Here is a 20,232-nt window from a genome sequence, read left to right as displayed (position 1 = left end):
CTGGTGATGACGTAGTCCTTTCGGGCGGACATCGTCAGGAAAATGCGCGTCGGCTCGCCGGTCTTCGTGCATGTGGTGGTGACGTGACGTGCCGTCGGAAAGCTCGAATACGTTTTCACAGTCGAAGCCCATCCGATTCGAACGGTTTCCGCCCGACTGTCCGCAGTATTCGGCATGCCCACGCGCCCGTTCGTGCAAGCGGCGAAGACCTCGCCGAAAATCCGAACGAGCCATTCGCACCGGAATACGGGAAGAGGGCGCGCACCGCGAGCGAGCGGACGGTCGCGGTGCAAGCCGAGCGCGGCGTTCGGACGGCTATGAAGAAATCGTCGGTCTTCACGCTTGGCGCCGGTCGACCGCGGCGGCCGCATGGAAGCTGCCGGCTTCATCGACCGAATGTCGGAGGATTCGGGCCTCGCGCTCATGCTTTCGCCGGCGCCGCCGCATGCGCGACCTCCAGGCAGGCCTGGAACAGCAGCGCTGCCCGCGACGGCTGCGGCGAGCGCCGCAGCAGGCTCACGAACCGGCACGCATAATGAAACCGCTGCGGCGCGACCGGCCGCATCAGCCCCTTCGCCTCGAAGCTCTCCGCATAGTGATCGGGCAGGAACCCGAGATACCGTCCCGACAGAATCAGCGTCGCGATCGATTCCTGATCGGACGCCGTCGCGCTGCGCGTCAGCTTCGCGCGGTGGCTCAGCTCCATGTTCGGCGAATGGTAGCCGAGCCCCGCGAACGCAAAGCCGCGCACCTGGCTCCATGTCAGCTTGCCGTGCGGCGCGTCGAACAGCGGATGGCGCTTGCCGCAGTAGAGCAGCATCCGTTCGTCGAAGAGATCCGCATAGACGAGGCTGCCCGAGCTTCGGTGCGCGGGAATGATCCCGACCTGATAACTGCCGTCGATGATCCCGCGCTCAACCTCGTTGATGGACGCGACGTGCAGGTTCAGCGCGACGTCCGGCGCTTCGTCGTGAAAGCGCCCGATCGCGTCGCCGAGCCGCGCCTTCGGGTTCGTCGCGGTCTTGTCGAACACGGCGATGTGCAGCTCGCCGCCCATCCGGTCGTGAATCCCGTCGACGCGGCTCCTGAACGCCTCGACCGACGCCATCAGCCGCAGCGTCTCCTCGTAGACGGTCTGGCCCTCGGGCGTCAGCGTGAAGCCCGCGCGGCCGCGCCGGCACAGCACGAGGCCGAGGCGCGTTTCGAGATCCTTCACATGCCGGCTGATCGTCGAGATCCCGATGTTCAGCTCCAGTTCGGCCGCCGCCATCCCGCCGCACTGAACGACGCTCCTGAACACGCGCAGCAGGCGCAGGTCCATGTCGGTGAGCTGGCCGAGGAGCGCGCGGCTCTTCGGTTTTCTTGCTTGCATGAATGCTCAAGTAAACATTGATATTGCGATATTCAAAAGACTATTCGTCGACTCGACAATGCGCAACATCTTCATTCATCCGCGCGCCGCGATGCCGACCGACATGAACGCTCTGACCGAACCGACGACCCCCGACACGCCTCTGCGCACCGACGCCGCGTGGCTCGACGCCCACTGGATGCCGTTTACCGCGAACCGCCAGTTCAAGCAGGACCCGCGGATCATCGTCGAAGGCAAGGGCGCGTACTACACGGACGCCGACGGCCGCAAGATTTTCGACGGCCTGTCCGGCCTCTGGTGCTGCGGCCTCGGCCACGGCCGCGCCGAGATCTCGGACGCGGTCGCCCGCCAGGTCGCGCGGCTCGACTATTCGCCGGCGTTCCAGTTCGGCCATCCGCAATCTTTCGCGCTGGCCAACAGGATCAAGGCGCTGACGCCCGCCGGCCTCGACTACGTGTTCTTCACGGGCTCGGGCTCGGAGGCGGCCGATACGTCGCTGAAGATGGCGCGCGCGTACTGGCGCGCGAAGGGCAAGGGCACGAAGACGCGCCTGATCGGCCGCGAGAAGGGCTATCACGGCGTGAACTTCGGCGGCATCTCGGTCGGCGGGATCGGGCCGAACCGCAAGCTGTTCGGCCAGGGCATCGACGCCGACTTCCTGCCGCACACGCAACTGCCCGAGAACACGTTCTCGCGCGGGCTGCCCGAGCACGGCGCCGAACTGGCCGACCGGCTGCTCGACCTGATCGCGCTGCACGACGCGTCGAACATCGCCGCGGTGATCGTCGAGCCGTTCTCGGGCTCGGCGGGCGTCGTGGTGCCGCCGAAGGGCTATCTGCAGCGGCTGCGCGAGATCTGCACCGCGCACGACATCCTGCTGATCTTCGACGAAGTCATCACGGGCTTCGGCCGCGCGGGCGCAATGACGGGCGCGGAGGCGTTCGGCGTCGTGCCGGACATCATGAACGTCGCGAAGCAGGTGACGAACGGCGCGCAGCCGCTCGGCGCGGTGATCGCGAAGCAGGACATCTACGACACGTTCATGGCCGCGGGCGGTCTCGACTACATGCTCGAGTTCCCGCACGGCTATACGTACTCGGCGCATCCGGTCGCGTGCGCGGCGGGCGTCGCGGCGCTCGACCTGCTCGAGAAGGAAGACGCGATCGGCCGCGTGCGCGAACTCGCGCCGCACTTCGAGGCGGCCGTGCACGGCCTGAAGGGCGTGCGCCACGTCGCCGACATCCGCAACTGCGGGCTCGCCGCGGGCCTGACGATCGAGCACGCGCCGGGCGAACCCGCGCGCCGTCCGTACGAGATCGCGATGCATTGCTGGAAGAACGGCTTCTACGTGCGCTACGGCGGCGACACGATTCAGCTCGCGCCGCCGTTCATCGCCGAGAAGCACGAGATCGACAGCCTGATCGGCGCGCTGAACGATGCGCTGCTCGCCACGGCCTGACGCGCAGGGCCGCGCGCTTCGGACGGCGGCCGGGCGGTCTTCGGCCGCGCTCGGGCGGCGCGACAGCGTTTGCCCGATCCGGCGAGCGCCGCTCGGCACGGTTCGACCGGGTCCGGCCGGATGCGGTCCGGCTCGCGCGGCGCATGTTCACGCGGCGCATGTTCGCCCGGCCACGCGGCCGCAGATTCAACGACACACACGATTGCAGGAAACATCGCGATGAAACACGACAGCAACGTCACCTCCACCCTCGGCCACCTGATCGGCGGCAAGCGCGTCGACGGCGGCGACCGCATCCAGCCGGTATTCGACCCGGCGACGGGCGCGTCGACGAAAAGCGTGCAGCTCGCCGACAAGCCGACCGTCGAAGCGGCGATCGCCGCCGCGCAGGCCGCGTATCCGGCGTGGCGCAACACGCCGCCGTTGAAGCGCGCGCGCGTGATGAGCCGCCTGAAGACGCTGCTCGAGGCGCACGCGGACGAGCTGTGCGCGCTGATCACGGCCGAGCACGGCAAGGTGCTCGGCGACGCGATGGGCGAGTTGCAGCGCGGGATCGAGAACGTCGAATACGCGAGCTACGCGCCCGAGCTGCTGAAGGGCGAGCACAGCAAGAACGTCGGTCCGGCGATCGATTCGTGGAGCGAGTTTCAGGCGCTCGGCGTCGTCGCGGGGATCACGCCGTTCAACTTCCCGGTGATGGTGCCGCTGTGGATGTGGCCGATGGCGGTCGCATGCGGCAACACGTTCGTGCTGAAGCCTTCGGAGCGCACGCCGTCGTCGACGCTCAGGATGGCCGAGCTCGCGCTCGAAGCGGGCCTGCCGCCCGGCGTGCTGAACGTCGTCAACGGCGACAAGGAAGCGGTCGACACGATCCTGACCGATCCGCGCGTGAAGGCGGTGAGCTTCGTCGGCTCGACGTCGATTGCCGAGTACATCTACACGACGGGCTGCGCGCACGGCAAGCGCGTGCAGGCGCTGGGCGGCGCGAAGAACTTCGCGGTCGTGATGCCGGACGCCGACATCGGCAACGCGGTCAATGCGCTGATGGGCGCCGCGTACGGCTCGTGCGGCGAGCGCTGCATGGCGATTCCGCTCGTCGTCGCGATCGGCGGCGAGACGGCGGACAAGGTCGTCGAAGGCCTCACGGCCGAGATCGCGAAGATGAAGGTCGGCCCGGGCACGGGCGACGGCGTCGACATGGGCCCGCTCGTCACGCAGCAGCACTTCGAGAAGGTGACGGGCTTCGTCGACGCGGGCATCGCCGCGGGCGCGGCGCTCGTCGTCGACGGGCGCGGCGTGAAGATCGACGGCCACGACGGCGGCTATTACCTCGGCCCGTGCCTGTTCGACCACGTGAAGCCCGGCATGCCGATCTATCAGCACGAGATTTTCGGGCCGGTGCTCGGCGTCGTGCGCGTCGCGTCGCTCGCCGAGGCGATGGCGCTCGTCGATGCGCACGAGTACGGCAACGGCACGTGTCTCTTCACGCGCGACGGCGAAGCCGCGCGCTTCTTCAGCGACAACATCCAGGTCGGGATGGTCGGCATCAACGTGCCGCTGCCGGTGCCCGTCGCCTATCACTCGTTCGGCGGCTGGAAGCGGTCGCTGTTCGGCGATCTGCACGCGTACGGCCCGGACGCGGTGCGCTTCTACACGAAGCGCAAGACGATCACGCAGCGCTGGCCGTCGGCCGGCGTGCGCGAGGGGACGGTGTTCAGCTTCCCGTCGAGCCGCTGAGCCGCTTTCTAGTTGGCCCATCCAGGTCGTTCGGCGGCGCGTTCCGTCGACGGCTTGTTCGAAGCCTGCGGAGACGCGGGCTTTTTCTTTTCGGGCGTGCGCGGCCCGCTGCGTGTGCGGCGCGGACGGCGCCGCGTCGCTCTTCGTTCGCTGTCGATCGTCGCGTCGACGTTCGGTGTTCGACGTTCGACGTTCGATGATCGGCGGCTTCGGCGGTGTGGTATCGGAGCGATCAGTCGATGTAAGTATGCGTAAGGAAAATGTATTGAATGAAGGGTGCGTGGTATCTCTTTTCGGCGTTGCGCGAGGCGCTGTTCTTCGCGCGACGCGCCTTGATCAATTGCAATAGAGAAGTCGATACCGATGATGTCGTTCACGAAGCCAACCAATCTCTCGGAGCAGTCGTTCACGTTTGCGCTGCGCACCGCCGCCTGCGCGGCCGCTGTCGCGGTGCTGGCCGCCTGCGCTTCGCAGCCGAACTCGACGCCCGTCTCGCACCGTTCGGATGCGAAGCGCACGACGGCGCAACTTCCGGCGGCATCCGCCGCGTCGGAAGCCGTGGCGCCGAGCTTCGCCTGGCCGGTGCGCGGCCCGATCCTGAAAGCCCCCGATGACGCGAAGCACCCGGGCATCAATATCGGCGGCGCCGACGGCGAGCCGGTGAAGGCCGCGGCGGAGGGCGTCGTCGCGTATGCGGGCAACAGCCTGCGCGGTTACGGCAACTTCGTGATCATCAAGCACGACGACGTATATCTCTCCGCGTATGCGCACAATCGCGCGCTGTTGGTCAAGGAAGGCGACAAGGTCGCGAAGGGCCAGAAAATCGCGGAGATGGGCAACAGCGACGCGGATCGCGTGATGTTGCATTTCGAGATTCGCCGCAAGGGCGTGGCGGTCGATCCGTTGACGTATCTGCCGGCTCAATGAGCGCGTAGATGATGGGCCGCGCCGAAGCGCGTCGCGTTGCGACGCGCTTCGGCGGCGCGGTTGCGGTTTTCCGATGCGCGGATACGCTTGCGGTGCGTCGCGGTGCGATATCGCGTGCGCATCGAATGCCGTCATGGCATCGGCGTCCGGGCGGAAGACGGCCGATCGTCGCGCATCGATGCGCTTGCGCGCCACGCGATAGCGGCGACATGCGAGCCTTGACCTGCGAACTGCGAACTGCGAACTGCGAACTGCGAACTGCGAACTGCGAACTGCGACTTGTGACTTGTGACTTGTGACTTGTGACTTGCGTCGTAGCGGCGCTGTGCGACATCGTCGACCGGGATAGTTGCAGGAACGCGCAAGTATCGCGCCGCGTCGCTTACATCATCTCGCCGCGTCGCCCCCTCGGCGCGCCTATTCCTTCACCGCGTGCCAGACGTCCTTGAAGCCGTCGCCTTTCATGTCGCCTTTCGCGGCGTCCTTCGCGAAGAAATAGAGCGGCTTGCCCTGGTACGCCCATTGCAGCGTGCCGTCGTCGCGCTTGATGATCGTGTAGCCGCCCGTCGGCTGATCGGTCGCGCTCGCCTTGTACGGCGGCCAGTTCGTCGTGCACGGGCCGTTGCACATGCTCTTGCCCGAGTTCGGGGCGTCCTTGTCGAACGTGTAAAGCGTCATGCCGTTGGCGGCGACCAGCATACCGCCGCTCGGCATCGCGGGCGCATCGGCGAGCGCGGCGACCGGCGCGAACCCGAGCACGAGCGCGTAAGCGACATAAGCGGTTCTCATGGCTGTCTCCTTGTCCTGGCGGGCGCGGCGAACGCACGGGCGGCACCGACGCGACGGCGCTATTGCGTCGCGGCCGTGCCGCATGCGTTCCGAGCCCTTTCAAACCATAGGCGGTTTTCCGGTGGGAGGAAAGGCGATCGTCGCGCGCGCGGCCGGGAAAACCGCCGGTCGCGCGGCTCGCGCGCACCGTCGCATCAACGCGGAACGTCGTGCCCGAGCGCCTGCAGGAACAGCGAGAACAGCTCCGGCTGCGACGAAATCCCGAGCTTCGAATACAAGTGCCGCCGATGCACCTTGACGGTTTCGGGCGAGATCGCGAGCCGCTCGGCGATCGCCTTCGACGAGTTGCCGCGCAGCACGAGCCGCGCGATCGCCATCTCGCGCTCGGTCAGCAACTGCGCGCCGAAGCTCGCGAGCGCGCGCTCGACGCGTGCGGCGAGATCGTCGTCGGCGCGGCCGCGCGCCGCGTCGCCTTGCAGCTTGCGCTGCTGGCGGATCGCCGCGAAAAGCCACGGCGCACACGTGGCGATCCGGCCGATCGCGTCGGTGCCGAAGCGCGTGTGCGCGCCGAGCGACAGCGACAGCGTCTCGTCGGGCCGCGTGCGCACGATGATCTGCAACTCGTCCTCGCCGACCGCGTCGCGGAAATAGCTGAGGAAATACTCGCTTTGCCTGAACAGGTCGGGCGCGATTTCCTCGAGCCGATAGCAGCCGTCCGCGAGGCCGTCGTGCGCGGCCTGCAGGAACGGATCGAGCAGATAGAGTCCGTCGAGATACAGCGGCACGGGCGACGGCCCGCTCGCGCCGCCCGTGTCGTATTCGTCGAGCACGACGGGCACGCCGTCGCGGCCGAGCGCGGTCGCGAGCGCGTTGTCGAACGGCACGATCTCGTTGAGAAACAGAATCAGAAAGCGCCAGAAACGCGGCTCGCCGAGGTGATCGAGCGCGCGTCCGAACGCTTGATGCATCGCTACTTCGCTGAACAGTCGGTCCATGTGCGACCCGATTTGGCGTAACCCCAAGGGGGAATGGCGGCGCGCAATTTGGCTTCCTAGACTGCGCCCCATGCGTGGCCCGAGTATGGGCGTTCAAAAATCCCGCGGCAAAGGAGTGCAAGATGGCGATGATATCGGAGTCTTCGAGCGTGGCGTCCGCCGCGCCGGCTGAAGTGCGCGCACCGGATGCGCTCGTGCGGTCGCTCAGCGTGCGCGACGTCGTGATGATCACGGTGTCGGGCGTGACGCCCGCGAGCTCGATCTTCGTGATCGCGCCGTTCGCGATCCAGCAGGCGGGCAGCGGCGCGGTGATGTCGTTCGTGCTGGGCGGGCTGCTCGCATTCGCGTTCGCGCTTTGCTACGCAGAACTGAGCGCCGCGCACCGCAGCGCGGGCGGCGAGTATGTGATGGTCAAGCGCGTGTTCGGCGCGCTGCCCGGCTATCTGACGTTCGTCGCGGTGCTCGCCGTCAACGTGTTCATTCCGGCCGTGCTCGCGAGCGGCGCCGCGCCTTACCTGAACGCCGCGCTCGGCACGCATTTCGGCAATCAGTCGGTTGCGCTCGCGATCGTGCTCGCGAGTTATATTCTCGGAATCCTGAATATTCGGACCAATGCGTGGATCACCGGCGCGTTCCTCGTGATCGAGATCCTCGTGCTCGCGTTGATCGCGTATCTCGGCTTCTCCGAGCCGCATCGGTCGGCGCTCGCGCTCGTGCATCCGGTCGTCGTGAACGGCGCCGCGCTCGTGCCCGCGACGCTCGCCGCGATCATGCCGGCCGTCGGCACGGCGATCTTCTGCTACAACGGCTTCGGCGCGGCGGTGTTTCTCGCCGAGGATCTCGAAGGCGGCAACCGCGACATCGCGAAGGCCGTGATCTGCTCGCTCGCGGTGATCCTCGTCGTCGAACTCGTGCCGCTGACCGCGATCGTGCTCGGCGCGCCGTCGTTCGTCGAGCTCGCGAAGAGCGCCGATCCGATCGGCTATGTCGTCGGCGCGCTCAGCAATCCGGGCGTGTCGCGCGTCGTGAGCGGCGGCATCTTCCTGTCGGTGTTCAACGCGATCATCGCGATCGTCATCATGGTCGGGCGTTTCCTGTACAGCAGCGGACGCCACGCGTTGTGGGCGCGCTCGTGCAACGGCGCGTTCACGCGCATCCATCCGCGCTTCGAGTCGCCGTGGATCGCGACGCTGACGCTCGCGGTGCCGTCGACGCTCCTCGTGTTCGTGTCGAGCCTCGACGAGCTGACTGCGTTCACCGTCGATCTGCTGCTGCTCATCTATCTCGCCGTCGGCGTCGCGGCGCTCGCGAGCCGCGTGATGCGGCGCGACGTCGATCATCATTACCGGATGCCGTGGTGGCCGCTGCCGCCCGTCGTCGCGATCGTGGGCGCCGGGTATACGCTGTATACGACGATGGCCGCCGCGACGAAGTCGACCGACCTGTACATCATCGCCGGACTCGCCGTCGTCTCGCTCGCGACCTACGCGCTCTGGGCGCGCCGCAGCACGGCGTTCCGCGAACTCTGACCAACGAACTGAGAGAGGACCATCAGCATGCGCACACGAGATCTGGGCATCCGCATCGGCCGCGGCAAGCCGGGACGCTTCAACGCGATTACCGACGTCGCCGGCGTGCGGGTCGGGCATCACACGCTGCACGTCGATGCGGGCGACGAGTCGGCGCACACGGGCGTGACGGTGATCGAGCCGCGCGCCGGCCGCGCGCGCGACGAGCCGTGCTTCGCGGGCGTTCACGTGCTGAACGGCAACGGCGATGCGACCGGGCTCGAATGGATCCGCGAGGCGGGGCTCCTGACGACGCCGATCGCTTATACGAACACGCATGGCGTCGGCGTCGTGCGCGACGCGCTGATCGCGATCGAGCGCGCGCAGGGCGGCGCGCGCGATCGCGAGCATGTGTACTGGTGCATGCCGGTCGTGATGGAGACCTTCGACGGACTCCTGAACGACATATGGGGGCAGCACGTGCGAGCCGAACATGTTGCGCAGGCGCTCGCCGTCGCGCATTCGGGGCCCGTCGAGGAGGGCTGCGTCGGCGGCGGCACCGGGATGATCTGCCACGAGTTCAAGGGCGGCATCGGCACCGCGTCGCGCGTCGTCGCGGATGCGGCAGGCGGCTGGACGGTCGGCGCGCTCGTGCAGGCGAATTACGGGCAGCGCGCCGCGCTGCGCGTCGCGGGCTACCCGGTCGGCGAAGTGCTGCGCGACGCGCATTCGCCGTTCAGCGAGCCTGCCGCGGCGGGCGAGCCCGGAATGGGCTCGATCGTCGTGACGCTCGCGACCGATGCGCCGCTGCTGCCGCATCAATGCACGCGGCTCGCGCAGCGCGCGAGCGTCGGCCTTGCGCGCGTCGGCGGCGGCACGGACAACTCGAGCGGCGACATCTTCGTCGCGTTCGCGACCGGCAACGCCGGCCTGCCGGTCGCGAGCTACGGGCGCTCGGGCCCGACGACGGTCGGCGTGCGGATGGTCGCCGACGCGCACATCTCGGCGTTGTTCGACGCGGCGGCGGAAGCGGTCGAGGAGGCGATCGTCAACGCGCTCGTCGCGGCGGCCGATCTTGCGGCGCGCGGCGTGCGCGTCGACGCGCTCGGTGCGGCGCGGCTCGTCGATGCGATGCGCGAGACCGGGTGGCGGCCGCGCACGGGCGACGCTCAGTTGTAACCGTGGCAGCGCTTCAGGCCCGCGTAGTCGTAGAAGCGGCTGCCGGGCGCGATGCGCGCGTCGTCGCATGCGGCCTGGAAATCGGTCTCGCGCTCGTTGTACAGCATCTTCACGATGAGCCGTGAACCATTGCCGTAAACGTCCCACTGCAGGTTCGCGGCCATCGGCGACACCGTCTCGCCGCGCCACGGGTTGCTCGCGTACGTGTAGGTCTGCGCCTGCGGCACGGGCGCGAACACGTTCTTGAGCTTCAGGATCGACGCGAACGGAATCACGGCTTCGGCATGCGTGAAGCGCAGCTTCGCCGCGTTCGTCAGGTCGCCGCGCGCGATCGCGTCGATCTCGTTGAAGAAGTCGTCGACGAGCCCCTGCGCCATCCGGTACGTGACCGGATTCGCTTCGGCGATGCCCGGGCCTTTCTCGTAGAAATCCTCGGCGTCCTGAAGATAGGCGAGGTACTCGGCCTGCGGCGCGGCGATGTAGCGCTCCATCGCGACGCCGCCTGTCTCGGCCGTCATCGCGGGCGCGACCTGCAGCAGGTTGTACAGCACGTTCGCGGCGTCGGCGGCCGACTTGATCTTCGTCTTGCCGTCGCCCTTGATCGTGTTGCCGAACTTGCCGTCCGCCGACGCGAACGTATAGGCGCCCGTGTTCGAGAACGTGTAGCCCGTCGTGCCGAGCTTCGCGACGAACCCGGGTGTCACGAGGCCGGCGAGTACCGTCTGCGCGACCTGTGCCGTCTGCGGCGACTGCGCGATCGCATCGAGCTTCGCGGCGACGACGGGATCGCTCCCATATGCCTGATACGCGATGCTGTCGCGATAGGTCGCGTAATACGGATCGGTCGTCGACGTGACGAGATCGGTCGCGGGCTTCAGCGAGTGGAAGTACAGGAGAAAGCGGTTGACGCCGGCGGCTTGCGCGACGGGCGCGCCTTGCGGGTAGCCGGCCGGTGCGGGCGGCAGCGTGATCGACTGCGCGAGCGCGGGGCGCGCGGCGACGAGCGCGCCGGAGAAGTACGTCGAGCTGTCGACTGCGCGATCCTGGCCGGAATTGACGACGACGATCCTGCGCGGCGCGCGGCCGGCCGCCGTGCCCGCAACCGTGTCGAACAGCGCGGGCAGCCGCTGCAGCAGCCGCGCGGCGCGCTGCTGATGCTCGCGGATGCCGGCTTGCGTGAGATTGCCGTAGCCGGGCGTCGAGATGCCCGCGACGCCGTAGCCGAGCAGCGCGTTCGCCTTCATCATCGTGAACGTGTCGGCCTTCAATTGCTGGCCGAGCGGCGTCAGTGCGCCGTCGGCGTCGGCCTTCTGCAGCATGTCGTAAATCGCGCCGTCGTACTTGAAGCCGGACAGCCCGCGCGAGCCGTGGCGCGCGACCATCTCCGTATAGACGGGCACGTAGCCCGCAGGCGGCGCTTCGTAGGTCGATGCGTCCTGCTGCGGACGATAAGGCGTCTTCGTCTGATAGTAGGTGGGTGTCGCCGGTGCCGGGGACGGCGTCGACGCGGGTGCGTCGGGCGTCGGGTTCGGCTGCGCGGACGGCGGCGAGCCGTCGTCGTTCGCGTCATCGGCGCCGCAAGCGGCGAGCGCGGCGCACAGCAGGGCTGGAGCGAGAAGGCGGGAGAGACGATGTTTCATCGACACGGAGGCGCGAAGGCTGATCGGCTTGAAGGCACCGCCGCTCGTCGGAACGTTGCGCGGGCGGTGAATCGAGCGCGCAGTCTCGCAAAGGAATTTGACAGCTTGAAGTCATGAAACGGAAAGCGCTTCGCGAGCTTTCCGTGCGGGCGGGAGCGCGGCTCGCACGACGCTCAGCTGCCGAAGTAGATGTTGCAGAAGCTGACCGGGCCGACGCATTCGTTCGGGTCTTTGCGGTCTTGATGGGCGGCGGGGACGCGGCCTGCGGATTGCACGGCTTCGGTGCGGTTCGCCGGTTGCCGGAGCGCGTCGGCGGCGGCGGTTTGCGCGTGAGCAGCGGCCATGACGACGGACAGCGACAGCGCGACAACGGCCATTTGCAGCGACTTCATTTGAATTTCTCCTTGAGGTTTTCCGTCTTGCGTGACGGTGATGAAACTATATGACTCCGATCGGATTGGATTAATCGGCCGGCCTGGGGAGCTTCTTTCCATTTCGCACAACGATCGTTCGGTGCGTCAGCCGCGCCTTGCGCGCTCGCGGGCGCGCGCGCCGCGATTGAACGGCGCGTCCTGGTCGATCAGCGCGCAGCGGATGAAGTGCAGGCAGCTCACGATGCGCTGCATCTGCCGGCGCTCGTCGGGCACCGCGTACCACAGGTGCTGCGTGTGCTGGACCGCGCGGATCGCGAGATTGGCCGACTTCAGCGCGCGCGCGAGCCGATGCGCGTCGGGCGTCTCGAACAGCGGCGGCAGCGCCTCGCGCACCGCATCGATTAGCACGGTCCAGCGCAGCGCCTGCGCAGGCTGCGCGGCCGTGAACGACTGCATCTCGCGGCGCAGGTCGATCACCGCGTGGCCGACTTCGAGCGTCGCGAGCATCCAGTGCAGCGCGTCGCGATGTCGTCGCGAGCGCTTCATCAGCAGGTTGCGCAACTGCGACATCAGATCGTGTGAGCTCGACTGGAAGCGCTGGTCGAGGCCTTGCAGCGGGCCGTCGCACGCGAGCGCGACCTGGCGGCGCAAGTCGCGCGTGATCCGGCCGGTGAGCCACGGCATCTCGGCGGGGAAGATCACCGCGAACGCGAGCGACGCGGCGAGCATCGACACGACGAGCGCAAGCCCGTTGTTCATCAGCGCGTCGGGTGCGTAGGCGATCACGTTGTCGGGCCCCGCGAGCAGGCAGAAGAACACGACGAAGCCGATCCCGTAGCCGGACTTGCCGGGGCGCGTCGCGAGATACGCGCCCGCCGCGAGCGTGGGGGCGAGCGCCGCGCACAGCAGCGGAAAGCCGTCGATGTTCGGATACACGTGGCAGATGTACAGATAGCCCGCGATCGTCGCGAGCGCCGCGCCCGCGGCCATCTGCGCGACGAAGCGGCTCGCGCGCGGCGCGCTCGAGCTGAGCGCGCACGCGATCGCGGTGCCGATCACGGCGAGCCCGCCGCTCGACCATTCGGATGCGAGCCAGAACGCGCTCATCGCGCCCATCGCGGCGAGCGTGCGCAGGAACGTGAAGCCGACGAAGTAGCGGTTGGTCTTCACCGCGTAGCGCGTGACCGAGCGCTCGAGCACGTGACTGTCGAGCGCGAGCGACGCATGCGTCTGCGCATAGTCGAGGAAATCGTCGATGAAGCGGTAGAGCAGCTCGATCGCGGTGTCGAAGTCGAGCACGCAGGCGGGCGCGAGCGTCTCGACCGCGCGCCGCGACGCGCGCGCGCGCTTCGGCAGCGCGGCGAGATACGCGCTCAGCTCGACGAGCGCCGGCGCGGGCGCGCTCGCTTGCGCCGCGCGCTGCCGCGCGAGATCGTCACGCAGCGCGGACAGCACGGCCGGCAGCGCATCGACGTGCGGGGCGATCGCCGCGAGCACTTCGACCGCACGGTTCGCGCGCAGCCGCCTGAGCAACTGATGGAATGCATGCAGCCGTGCGCACGCGTTCATGAACTCGCTGTTCAGTCTCGCGAGCCGCCGGCTGCGCGCGCGGATGTGCGGATCCTCGAACGACGCGAATGCGCGCGTCGCCTCGAAGCCGACGATGCCGTCGACGAAATCGGCGAAGCGCCGCTCGAAATCGCTGCGCTCGACCGAGCCGGCCAGCGTGCTCGCGGCGAACGCGACGAAATCGGCGTGCCGCGCGTTCAGCGAGCGCATCAGTGCGTCGCTCGAGCTGACGGGAAACACGAGCGCGCTGACCGCGCCCGAGCAGAAGATGCCGACCGCGACTTCGGCCGCGCGCGTGAGCGCGGACAGGAACAGCGTGTTCGGCGCCATCACCGCGGGCAGGCCGATCAGCGCGGCGGTGTAGCCGGCGAGCACATAGCCGTACCAGCGGAAGTGCCGGTTGCGCACGGCGGCCGCGATGCAGCCCGCGACCCACAGCGTGATGCCCGCCATGTAGAGCTCCGGCTGCTGCGCGAACAGGCCGCCCAGCGCGAGCGCGGCGGCGAGCCCGACGCCCGTGCCGACGATGCGATAGAAGCTCTTCGCGAACACCATCCCGCTCATCGGCTGCATCAGCACGAACACGGTCGTCATCGCGATTCGCGGCTGCGACAGGTCGAGCAGCATCGCGATGCCCATCGCGAGCAATGCCGCCGTGACCGTCTTCGCGAGATGCAGCCAGACGAGGCCGTCGCGGCCCGCCCAATCGCGCGCGAGCCTGCCGACGCTTCGCAGCCGCTCCTGCCATCGTTGCGGGTCGATGAGGATTCGCTGTAGCGCGGACTCGTGCTTCATGGTTTGTGGCAGTGCTTCTGGCGGACGCATATCGAGGGCCTCCGGCCTGCGCGACGATGCCAGTCCCGACCGGAGAGGCGCCGATTGTAGGAGCCGCGCGCCCGCGTATTAACGCAACCGCGGGGAAACCTTAGTTGCCGTGGCGGCAACAATGCGCGTGTCCCGCTGGAGGACAATATCGACTCTTCGAATTGTTTCGGACACGAATGGATACGTTACAGAACATGCGGGTGTTCGCTCGCGTGGTGGAGGCAGGCAGCTTCACGGCGGCCGCGCAATCGCTGAATTCGACGACGGGCGCGATGTCGCGCGCGGTGTCCGAGCTCGAGGCCCGGCTGCGCACGCGCCTGATGAACCGCTCGACGCGGCGTCTCGCGTTGACGCCCGCCGGCGAGCGCTATCTGCTGCGTTGCCGGCAGATTCTCGCGGACGTCGATCAGGCGGAAGAAGAAGCGAGCTGCGCGCACGAGCGACCCGCCGGCGTGCTGCGGATGCACAGCTTCGCGAGCATCGGCCAGCATTACGTATTGCCCGCGCTGACCGCATACCGCGGCCAGCATCCGGACGTGTCGATCGAGCTCACGCTGTCGCAGCGGATGCCGGACCTGTTCGACGGCTCGAGCGACATGGCGGTCGTGACCGCGTCGTCGCTGCCCGATTCCGAGCTCGTGTCGCATCTGCTCGGCTCGACGTTCAGCATCCTGTGCGCGACGCCCGCGTATTTGCGCGCGCACGGCGCGCCGCGCGCCCCACGCGATCTCGCGCGGCACGCGTGCCTGACGCTGCGCACGCCCGCGTTCCCGACGCACGAATGGCTGCTCGAAGGGCCGAACGGCACCGAGGAGATCAAGGTCGACGGCCCGGTGCAGACCAATACCGCCGAATCGCTCGCGGTCGCGATCCGCGCGGGGATCGGCATCGGCATGCTGCCGCTGTACGCGGCGATCGAAGACCTTCGCTGCGGCAATCTCGTGCGCGTGCTGCCTGCGCATCGGCTGCAGAAGATGAACGTCTATGCGCTTTATCCGTCGCGCCGTTTCATCGACGCGAAGGTGCGGACCTGGGTCGACGCGCTGCGCTGCCACATGCCGAAGATGATCGCGCGCGACGAAGCGATGCTGTCGGCGATCGGCGCCGAGGCGTCCGACGCGACGCAAAGCGCGATCGCCGTGGCGCTCGACGTCGGGCTCGAATCGGCGCACGCGCTCAGTCATTGATCGAACTTTCCGTGTCGGGACGATGCGCTGCCGTCGGCGTTCTGGATGGACGGCGGCGCGTTGCGTGTCGTGTCGCCTGCGGGCTTGGCGTGTTGCGAGTGGGGCGTTGCGCATTGCGTGTCGCGGCTGAAGGCGGGTTGGATTCGCTGCATGTTCGCGTTGTCATCGCGTCGTCGTTGGCCAGCCAATGAAACGATGTGCGGGTGGACCGGTTGCGCAATGCAACGGCGAGGCAGCGAAAGGATGAAGCGGCAAAGCGGCAAACAGCAAACAGCAAACAGCAAACAGCAAACAGCAAACAGCAAACAGCAAACAGCAAACAGCAAACAGACGATGCATCGCGCATCGCCTCTTCATCCGCGATGTCTCCTTGCCCGACGCCCCCCGAGCGATGCTCGCTTATTGCGCGTTCGCCGCAGGCTTGCCGGCCTGCGCGGCGCCCGCGGCGGCCGGCCCATACGCGGCCTCTGCAGCCTTGCGCGCGGCGGCGCGCTTCGCGTCGAGACGGCGCTGCGCGGCCTGGATGTCGTCCGGATAGGTCGTCTCGTTGCCGCGCGACGGCTGATAGCCGACCGATTCCAGATCGGCGAGCTCCTGAATGACTTGCGCGCGCGTGAGCGAGCCGTTCGACGATTGGGCAAACGAGACGACCGGTGCGGCGAGCACGAATGCGGCGGCAGCGGTGACGACGATCGATTTCAAGATGACCTCCAGTGTGAATCGATTCGATGCAGTTCGCGACAGACGATCCGAACTGACGAAGCAAAGTCTACGCAGCGGCCGCGCGCGGAAAAACCGGCGGCGCCGGTATGCAGCCTTCCAGATCGCACAACACTGAAAAACGGGAGGGCGCGTCACGCAGCCAATCGGGGTGCGGTTTCGTGACGGAAATGTGTCCGTTCGTTCCGGCCTGCGCAAAGAAGCGCTGCGCGCCGGGCCGCTGATCCGGGACGGGCGAATCCCTACACTCGATCGTCGTCGGATCGAGTCGTTTCATTCCCATCAACAAGGAGTTTCGTTGTGAAAAACATCCGGTTTGCATGTGCGACCGCAGGGGTCCTGGCCGCGACGGCCGCACACGCACAGAGCTCGGTCACGCTGTACGGGCTGATCGACGCGGGGATCATGTATACGAACAACGTCGCGCGCGGCAACGCGCACGGCGGCCTCGTGCAGGCGACGACGGGCGCCGTCAACGGCAGCCGCTTCGGCGTGCGCGGCACCGAGAATCTCGGCGGCGGCCTGAAGGCGCTGTTCGTGCTGGAGAACGGCTTCAACGACGAAAACGGCAAGCTCGGCCAGGACGGCCGGCTGTTCGGCCGCTTCGCGTACGTCGGGCTGTCGGACAATCGTTTCGGCACCCTGACGATCGGCCGGCAATACGATTCGCTCGTCGATTTCGTCGCGCCGCTGTCGGCGACGGCGGGCACGTTCGGCGACGCGAGCTTCGCGCATCCGTTCGACAACGACAACCTGAACCACTCGCTGCGGATCAACAACGCGCTGAAGTACACGAGCAACACGTCCGCGGGCTTCAAGTTCGGCGGCATGTACGCGATGTCGAACAGCACCGATTTCGCGACGAACCGCGCATACAGCTTCGGTGCAAGCTATACGCGCGGCCCGCTGAACGTCGCGGCCGGCTACTTGCAGATCATCGGCTCGAAGGGCACGACGGCGAGCAGCCCGGGCGCGGTCGACATCGTCGAATCGGCGGCGAACGGCAAGGGCGGCTTCTCGCTCGGCGCGGACCGGATGCGCTCGTACGGCGGCGGCGTCAACTACGCGTTCGGCCCGGCGACGGTCGGCTTCGTATACACGCGCGCCGAATACGAGAACACCGCGTCGTTCGGCTCGACGGGCGGCACGGTTCGCTTCGACAACTATGAGTTGAACGGAAAGTATCAGGTGACGCCCGCGTTCAGCGTCGGCGCCGCGTACACGTATACGGACGGCCACGTCGACGACACCGTCAAGTACGGTTCCGATCCGAAATGGCATCAGGTCGATCTGCAGGCCGTGTACCGTTTGTCGCTGCGCACCGACGTGTATCTCGAAGGGATGTACCAGCATGCATCGGGACGCAACTACGTCGCGATGATCAACACCGCGGGCGGCGCGTCGTCGACGGGGAATCAGGTCGTCGCGGCAGTCGGTCTTCGTACGCGCTTCTAACGATTCCGGCGCCGCGCCGCGGCGCGCGCAGCCGAGCGACGGAGCCCGAATCTATGGCTTGATACGGCGTGTGGCGTTGACGAAAGTGATTTCCCGTCAACGCCGACGGCGCTGTTCAAATGCATGCCACGTTCCGTCGTCCGTCGTTCAGCAGTGCGGTGTTCTGCCGCGATCCGCGCGTCGCGCTCGAGTGGCTCGAGCGCGCATTCGGCTTCACGCGCAGCCTGGTCGTCGGCGATGCGCAGGGACGCGTCGCGCACGCCGAGATGTCGTTCGGCGACGGCGTCGTGATGATCGGCACTGGCGGATGGAGCGACTTCGCCGTCAGCGCGTCGTTGCTCGACGGCAAGAATACGCAATGCGTGCACGTGCAGCTCGAGTCCGACATCGACGCGCATTGCGAGCGGGCCCGCGCGGCGGGCGCCGTCATCCTGCAGGCGCCCGCCGATCAGTTCTACGGCGACCGCACGTACCGTGCGTGCGATCCTGAGCGGCATGTCTGGACGTTCAGACGGTGCGCCGCGTTTCGCTCGAAGAAGCCGAGCAGGGCAGCGGGCTGACGCTCGAAGGCTGGAAGTGAAAACGGCGTGACGATGCGGCGTGCAGTTCGCACAGTGCGTCGTTCCGTCTATCCCGCGTCACACCGTCACGTCATCATGCCGAGACGCCGAGACGCCGAGACGCCGAGACGCCGAGACGCCGAGACGCCGAGACGCCGAGACGCCGAGACACCGAGACACCGAGACACCGAGACACCGTGACACCGTGACGCCGTTGCGTCGCCGCGTGAACGCGACGATGTCCATCATCTTCACGTCGATTTCCGTCGCGCGGCGCAATCGGCCCGCGCAGCGGCGCCGCGCGTTCGCCCCTCGCCACCGTCCCCTTTTCTTCAGCGAACTTTTCAGCAAGCGCCTCCTAACCGATTGCGCCGGAATGGGGCCGCCAAAATCCAAACATAATCGGCCATTTTTTCAATATGGAGATGAATCGGTTTGGGCCCGATGAATTACCCCTCTTTAATCGCATTATCGCGTTGAGCGATTTGCACAGTAGAATGGCGGCCGGGCGGCGGCATGATGCACGTGCCTGTGCAAGGTGAATGACGAAGATTGTCCGCTTTGCAATATTCGAGTTCGATTTCGGTATCGATTGTCCGAATCGGGATGCGACGGCTTTATTGACCGTGCATCATCCGTTCACGCTGGAATGCTGGAGACCAATAAACGATGGCGACACGGGGTGAATTCTCATTGAGCGAAGTGCCGGCACACGAGCGCAAAGGCGTGATGTCGATCACGATGGTGCTGCTCAGCTTCACGTTTTTCACGGGCACGATGTTCGCGGGCGGCAAGATCGGCGTCGCGTTTAGCGTCGTCGACATGCTGTGGGTCGCGGTCGTCGGCAACCTGCTGCTCGCCGTCTACGCGGCGGCGCTCGCGTTCGTCGCGTCGCGCAGCGGTCTGAACTCGGTGCTGATGGGGCGCTTCTGCTTCGGCGAGGTCGGCAGCAAGCTGTCCGATTTCCTGCTCGGCTTTGCCGAGCTCGGCTGGTACGCATGGGGCACCGCGACCGTCGCAATCGTGCTCGTCAAGCTGCTCAGCTGGCCCGCGTCGGTCACGACGCCGCTGATGGTGCTGTTCGGATTCGGCTTCTCGATCACCGCGATCGTCGGCTATCGCGGGATGGACGCGCTGTCGCGCGTGTCGGTGCCGCTGATGTTCGTGCTGCTCGTCGTGTCGATGTGGATCGCGACGCGCGATGTCGGCGGCTGGCCCGGCCTCGCGAAGATCGTGCCGACGCAGCCGATGAGCTTCGCCGCCGCGGTCACGATGGTGTTCGGCACGTTCGCGAGCGGCGCGACGCAGGCGACCAACTGGACGCGGCTCGCGAAGAGCGGCCGCGCGGCCGTCGCCGCGAGCATGATCGGCTTTTTCGTCGGCAACGGCCTGATGATCGTCGCGGGCGCGTATTGCGCGATCGTCTATCAGCAGCCGGACATCGTCGAAGTGATGATGCTGCAAGGGCTGTCGATCGCGGCCGTCGTGATGCTCTGCATGAACCTGTGGACGATCCAGGGGCCGACGATCTACAACGTGTCGGCGGCCGCGTGCCATCTGCTGCGCACCGAGCGTCGCCGCACGCTGACGCTCGTCGGCGCGGCGGTCGGCATCGTGCTCGCGATCGGCGGCATGTACGAACTGTTGATTCCGTTCCTGATCCTGCTCGGCTCGATCATCCCGCCCGTCGGCGGCGTGATCCTCGCGGACTTCTGGTATCGCCACCGCGGCCGCTATCCGGCGATCGCGACCGCGCCGCTGCCGCGCTTGAACGTCGCGGGGCTCGCCGCGTATGCGATCGGCGCGGCGCTCGCGTATGCGTCGCCGTGGATCGCGCCGCTCGTCGGCATTGCCGCATCGTCGCTCTGCTACATCGTGTTCGTGCAGGTTGCGAGCCGCATCGCGCGTGCGCCGTCGATCCAGGGGGAGTGAAGCG

General features: G+C 67.2%; 17 protein-coding genes and 1 pseudogene. 9 read left to right on the top strand and 9 right to left on the bottom strand.

Annotated elements, in window-relative coordinates:
* Window positions 1-421: 421 nt before the first annotated feature.
* Complete coding sequence (locus WS62_RS29840) at window positions 422-1,372, bottom strand: LysR family transcriptional regulator (protein ID WP_066578738.1); 951 nt, start codon at window positions 1,370-1,372, stop codon at window positions 422-424.
* Between the two features lie 58 nt (window positions 1,373-1,430).
* On the opposite strand from WS62_RS29840, the gene WS62_RS29835 reads away from it, so the two are divergent.
* Entirely contained in the window at window positions 1,431-2,831 is a 1,401-nt protein-coding gene (locus WS62_RS29835; protein WP_066578735.1) for an aspartate aminotransferase family protein, read from the top strand.
* A gap of 219 nt (window positions 2,832-3,050) precedes the next feature.
* On the top strand, window positions 3,051-4,568 hold the full coding sequence (locus WS62_RS29830; RefSeq protein WP_066578732.1) for a CoA-acylating methylmalonate-semialdehyde dehydrogenase: 1,518 nt from the start codon (window positions 3,051-3,053) through the stop codon (window positions 4,566-4,568).
* An 8-nt stretch (window positions 4,569-4,576) separates the two neighbouring features.
* On the opposite strand, the gene WS62_RS37100 is transcribed toward WS62_RS29830, so the two are convergent.
* Window positions 4,577-4,945, bottom strand: coding sequence for a hypothetical protein (locus WS62_RS37100; RefSeq protein WP_156441186.1), 369 nt, complete (start codon window positions 4,943-4,945; stop codon window positions 4,577-4,579).
* On the opposite strand from WS62_RS37100, the gene WS62_RS29825 reads away from it, so the two are divergent.
* The gene (locus WS62_RS29825) at window positions 4,932-5,495 is read left to right on the top strand and encodes a murein hydrolase activator EnvC family protein (RefSeq protein WP_066578730.1); all 564 of its coding nucleotides are present in this window, start codon (window positions 4,932-4,934) and stop codon (window positions 5,493-5,495) included. The genes WS62_RS37100 and WS62_RS29825 overlap by 14 nt on opposite strands.
* A 417-nt stretch (window positions 5,496-5,912) precedes the next feature.
* Here WS62_RS29825 and WS62_RS29820 read toward each other — a convergent pair whose 3' ends face one another.
* Window positions 5,913-6,284, bottom strand: coding sequence for a COG4315 family predicted lipoprotein (locus tag WS62_RS29820; protein ID WP_066578728.1), 372 nt, complete (start codon window positions 6,282-6,284; stop codon window positions 5,913-5,915).
* A gap of 194 nt (window positions 6,285-6,478) precedes the next feature.
* On the bottom strand, window positions 6,479-7,252 hold the full coding sequence (locus tag WS62_RS29815) for a helix-turn-helix transcriptional regulator (protein ID WP_231748454.1): 774 nt from the start codon (window positions 7,250-7,252) through the stop codon (window positions 6,479-6,481).
* A 149-nt stretch (window positions 7,253-7,401) separates the two neighbouring features.
* Between WS62_RS29815 and WS62_RS29810 the strand changes: the two genes are divergently transcribed.
* Together WS62_RS29810 and WS62_RS29805 are read left to right on the top strand one after the other, a co-directional pair.
* Window positions 7,402-8,808 carry an APC family permease gene (locus tag WS62_RS29810; protein ID WP_066578724.1) on the top strand — a complete coding sequence of 469 codons (1,407 nt, stop codon included), beginning with the start codon at window positions 7,402-7,404 and terminating at the stop codon, window positions 8,806-8,808.
* A gap of 27 nt (window positions 8,809-8,835) precedes the next feature.
* Window positions 8,836-9,966, top strand: a complete 1,131-nt coding sequence (locus WS62_RS29805; protein ID WP_066578721.1) for a DmpA family aminopeptidase — start codon at window positions 8,836-8,838, stop codon at window positions 9,964-9,966.
* Here WS62_RS29805 and WS62_RS29800 read toward each other — a convergent pair.
* From WS62_RS29800 to WS62_RS29790, 3 genes are all read right to left on the bottom strand, one after another.
* Window positions 9,957-11,606: a histidine-type phosphatase gene (locus WS62_RS29800; protein WP_066578719.1), complete on the bottom strand. Its 1,650-nt coding sequence runs from the start codon at window positions 11,604-11,606 to the stop codon at window positions 9,957-9,959. The two genes, WS62_RS29805 and WS62_RS29800, sit on opposite strands and share 10 nt — an antisense overlap.
* Window positions 11,607-11,779: 173 nt before the next feature.
* Entirely contained in the window at window positions 11,780-11,998 is a 219-nt protein-coding gene (locus tag WS62_RS29795) for a hypothetical protein (protein WP_066578717.1), read from the bottom strand.
* A gap of 126 nt (window positions 11,999-12,124) precedes the next feature.
* Window positions 12,125-14,344: an FUSC family protein gene (locus WS62_RS29790; RefSeq protein WP_066578715.1), complete on the bottom strand. Its 2,220-nt coding sequence runs from the start codon at window positions 14,342-14,344 to the stop codon at window positions 12,125-12,127.
* Between the two features lie 206 nt (window positions 14,345-14,550).
* Here WS62_RS29790 and WS62_RS29785 point away from each other — a divergent pair, with 206 nt between their 5' ends.
* The gene (locus tag WS62_RS29785) at window positions 14,551-15,561 is read left to right on the top strand and encodes a LysR family transcriptional regulator (protein ID WP_066578713.1); all 1,011 of its coding nucleotides are present in this window, start codon (window positions 14,551-14,553) and stop codon (window positions 15,559-15,561) included.
* 399 nt (window positions 15,562-15,960) lie between these two features.
* Here WS62_RS29785 and WS62_RS29780 read toward each other — a convergent pair whose 3' ends face one another.
* Together WS62_RS29780 and WS62_RS38935 are read right to left on the bottom strand one after the other, a co-directional pair.
* Complete coding sequence (locus WS62_RS29780) at window positions 15,961-16,263, bottom strand: DUF4148 domain-containing protein (protein WP_066578710.1); 303 nt, start codon at window positions 16,261-16,263, stop codon at window positions 15,961-15,963.
* A gap of 67 nt (window positions 16,264-16,330) precedes the next feature.
* The gene (locus WS62_RS38935) at window positions 16,331-16,564 is read right to left on the bottom strand and encodes a hypothetical protein (protein ID WP_082721400.1); all 234 of its coding nucleotides are present in this window, start codon (window positions 16,562-16,564) and stop codon (window positions 16,331-16,333) included.
* 17 nt (window positions 16,565-16,581) lie between these two features.
* On the opposite strand from WS62_RS38935, the gene WS62_RS29775 reads away from it, so the two are divergent.
* From WS62_RS29775 to codB, 3 genes and pseudogenes are all read left to right on the top strand, one after another.
* Window positions 16,582-17,736, top strand: coding sequence for a porin (locus WS62_RS29775; RefSeq protein ID WP_066578706.1), 1,155 nt, complete (start codon window positions 16,582-16,584; stop codon window positions 17,734-17,736).
* A gap of 119 nt (window positions 17,737-17,855) precedes the next feature.
* A pseudogene (locus WS62_RS29770) lies at window positions 17,856-18,316 on the top strand (VOC family protein).
* Between the two features lie 649 nt (window positions 18,317-18,965).
* Window positions 18,966-20,228, top strand: a complete 1,263-nt coding sequence (codB, locus tag WS62_RS29765) for a cytosine permease (RefSeq protein WP_066578699.1) — start codon at window positions 18,966-18,968, stop codon at window positions 20,226-20,228.
* Window positions 20,229-20,232: the final 4 nt, after the last annotated feature.

The sequence above is a fragment of the Burkholderia sp. ABCPW 14 genome (assembly GCF_001523835.1).
Lineage (GTDB): Bacteria > Pseudomonadota > Gammaproteobacteria > Burkholderiales > Burkholderiaceae > Burkholderia > Burkholderia mayonis.
The sequence above is the reverse complement of the archived record's forward strand: the minus strand, read 5'-3'. Positions and strand labels throughout refer to the sequence as shown.

What these genes read in the sequence shown, in the direction of transcription:
- WS62_RS29805 (WP_066578721.1), top strand. Translation starts at nt 8,836, where the DNA reads ATGCGCACACGAGATCTGGGCATCCGCATCGGCCGCGGCAAGCCGGGA.
- WS62_RS29795 (WP_066578717.1), bottom strand. Translation starts at nt 11,998, where the DNA reads ATGAAGTCGCTGCAAATGGCCGTTGTCGCGCTGTCGCTGTCCGTCGTC.
- WS62_RS29815 (WP_231748454.1), bottom strand. Translation starts at nt 7,252, where the DNA reads ATGCATCAAGCGTTCGGACGCGCGCTCGATCACCTCGGCGAGCCGCGT.
- WS62_RS29785 (WP_066578713.1), top strand. Translation starts at nt 14,551, where the DNA reads ATGGATACGTTACAGAACATGCGGGTGTTCGCTCGCGTGGTGGAGGCA.
- WS62_RS29825 (WP_066578730.1), top strand. Translation starts at nt 4,932, where the DNA reads ATGATGTCGTTCACGAAGCCAACCAATCTCTCGGAGCAGTCGTTCACG.
- WS62_RS29790 (WP_066578715.1), bottom strand. Translation starts at nt 14,344, where the DNA reads ATGAAGCACGAGTCCGCGCTACAGCGAATCCTCATCGACCCGCAACGA.
- WS62_RS38935 (WP_082721400.1), bottom strand. Translation starts at nt 16,564, where the DNA reads ATGGGAATGAAACGACTCGATCCGACGACGATCGAGTGTAGGGATTCG.
- WS62_RS29800 (WP_066578719.1), bottom strand. Translation starts at nt 11,606, where the DNA reads ATGAAACATCGTCTCTCCCGCCTTCTCGCTCCAGCCCTGCTGTGCGCC.
- WS62_RS29810 (WP_066578724.1), top strand. Translation starts at nt 7,402, where the DNA reads ATGGCGATGATATCGGAGTCTTCGAGCGTGGCGTCCGCCGCGCCGGCT.
- WS62_RS29835 (WP_066578735.1), top strand. Translation starts at nt 1,431, where the DNA reads ATGCGCAACATCTTCATTCATCCGCGCGCCGCGATGCCGACCGACATG.
- WS62_RS29830 (WP_066578732.1), top strand. Translation starts at nt 3,051, where the DNA reads ATGAAACACGACAGCAACGTCACCTCCACCCTCGGCCACCTGATCGGC.
- WS62_RS29840 (WP_066578738.1), bottom strand. Translation starts at nt 1,372, where the DNA reads ATGCAAGCAAGAAAACCGAAGAGCCGCGCGCTCCTCGGCCAGCTCACC.
- codB (WP_066578699.1), top strand. Translation starts at nt 18,966, where the DNA reads ATGGCGACACGGGGTGAATTCTCATTGAGCGAAGTGCCGGCACACGAG.
- WS62_RS29820 (WP_066578728.1), bottom strand. Translation starts at nt 6,284, where the DNA reads ATGAGAACCGCTTATGTCGCTTACGCGCTCGTGCTCGGGTTCGCGCCG.